Origin of the sequence: Brucella sp. NBRC 12953 (assembly GCF_040369775.1) — a bacterium.
GTDB classification, from domain to species: domain Bacteria; phylum Pseudomonadota; class Alphaproteobacteria; order Rhizobiales; family Rhizobiaceae; genus Brucella; species Brucella pseudogrignonensis.
The window spans coordinates 1-1,235 of record NZ_BAABSV010000021.1 but is presented as its reverse complement, the minus strand read 5'-3'; the positions used below and the strand labels follow the sequence as shown (position 1 = coordinate 1,235).

Sequence of the window (1,235 nt, the reverse complement as noted above, 5' to 3'; positions counted from 1 at the left end):
TGGACTTCCCCTTCAAAAGTGGAGGGCTTCTGTTAGACAAGACTGACAGGAGACTTAGAATTGAAGCAGCGAGAATTTACAGAAGAATTCAAACGCGAAGCCGTTCGGATTTTAACGACGAGTGGTCGAAGCATTTCATCGGTTGCCGAGGACCTTGGCATTGGCAAATCAACACTTGACCGCTGGCGTCGTAATTTTGCTGAGAACGATTTACTCTCCGGTCCGCATGAAGACATGAGCCAGGAGCTTGCTCGGCTTCGCAAAGAAAACGAACTTCTGCGACAGGAACGTGACCTATTAAAAAAAGCGACGGCCTTCTTCGCTCGGGAGACAAGTCGATGAAGTTTGCGTTCATCGACACGGAGAAGGCACATATGTCTCTGTCACGGCTGTGCGCTTTCGCAGGTGTCAGCATCAGCGGCTATTATGCATGGAAGCATCGTTTGCCCAGTCGTCGCCAGCTTGATGACATGATTATTCTGGCCCACATTCGTAACCAGTTTGTGCTGTCACGTGAAACTTATGGCAGCCCTCGCATGCATGTTGAGCTGAATGAAGAAGGTATTCGAGCAGGTCGTCACCGCACGGCGCGACTGATGCGCGAAAATGGTTTGAAAGCCCGGCAGAAAACGCGCTTCAAACGCACGACCGACAGCAATCATGGTGAGCCTGTCGCTCCCAATCTTCTGGATCAGGACTTCACTTGTGACGAACCAGATCAGAAATGGGGTGTTGATATCAGTTACATATGGACGGCAGAAGGCTGGCTGTACCTGGCAATCGTTGTCGATCTCTATTCTCGTCGCATCATTGGCTGGGAAGCGCGCGATCGGATGAAAAAGGATCTGGCTATCTGTGCTTTGAAGAAGGCTATTGCTATCCGGCAACCAAAGCCGGGATTGATCCAGCACTCGGACAGGGGAAGCCAATATGCCAGTTATGAGTATCGCAAAATCCTCAAAGCGAACAGCATGCTTCCATCCATGAGCGGCAAAGGAAATTGTTACGATAATTCGATGGTGGAAACCGTCTTCAAGACGATCAAGTCTGAACTGATATGGCGAACTGTGTTCTACACACGTCAAGATGCAATCAAAGCCATTGGCGAATACATTGACGGCTTCTATAATCCTGTGCGCAGACATTCTGCACTCGGGTATAAATCACCGATCCAGTTCGAGATGATAAACCGCAAATTAGTGACAGAACCTCTCCACTAAATAAGGGCAAGTCCA

Annotated in this window: 1 protein-coding gene; it reads left to right on the top strand. The window is 49.2% G+C overall.

Annotation, left to right across the window (positions count from 1 at the left end):
- Positions 1-60 precede the first annotated feature (60 nt).
- Positions 61-1,220 (top strand): IS3 family transposase gene (locus ABWV94_RS23340; protein ID WP_502905220.1). Its coding sequence is split into 2 segments (ribosomal slippage): positions 61-322 and positions 322-1,220, totalling 1,161 coding nucleotides; the frame shifts between segments, so codons are not numbered across the junction.
- The last annotated feature ends 15 nt before the right edge of the window (positions 1,221-1,235 follow it).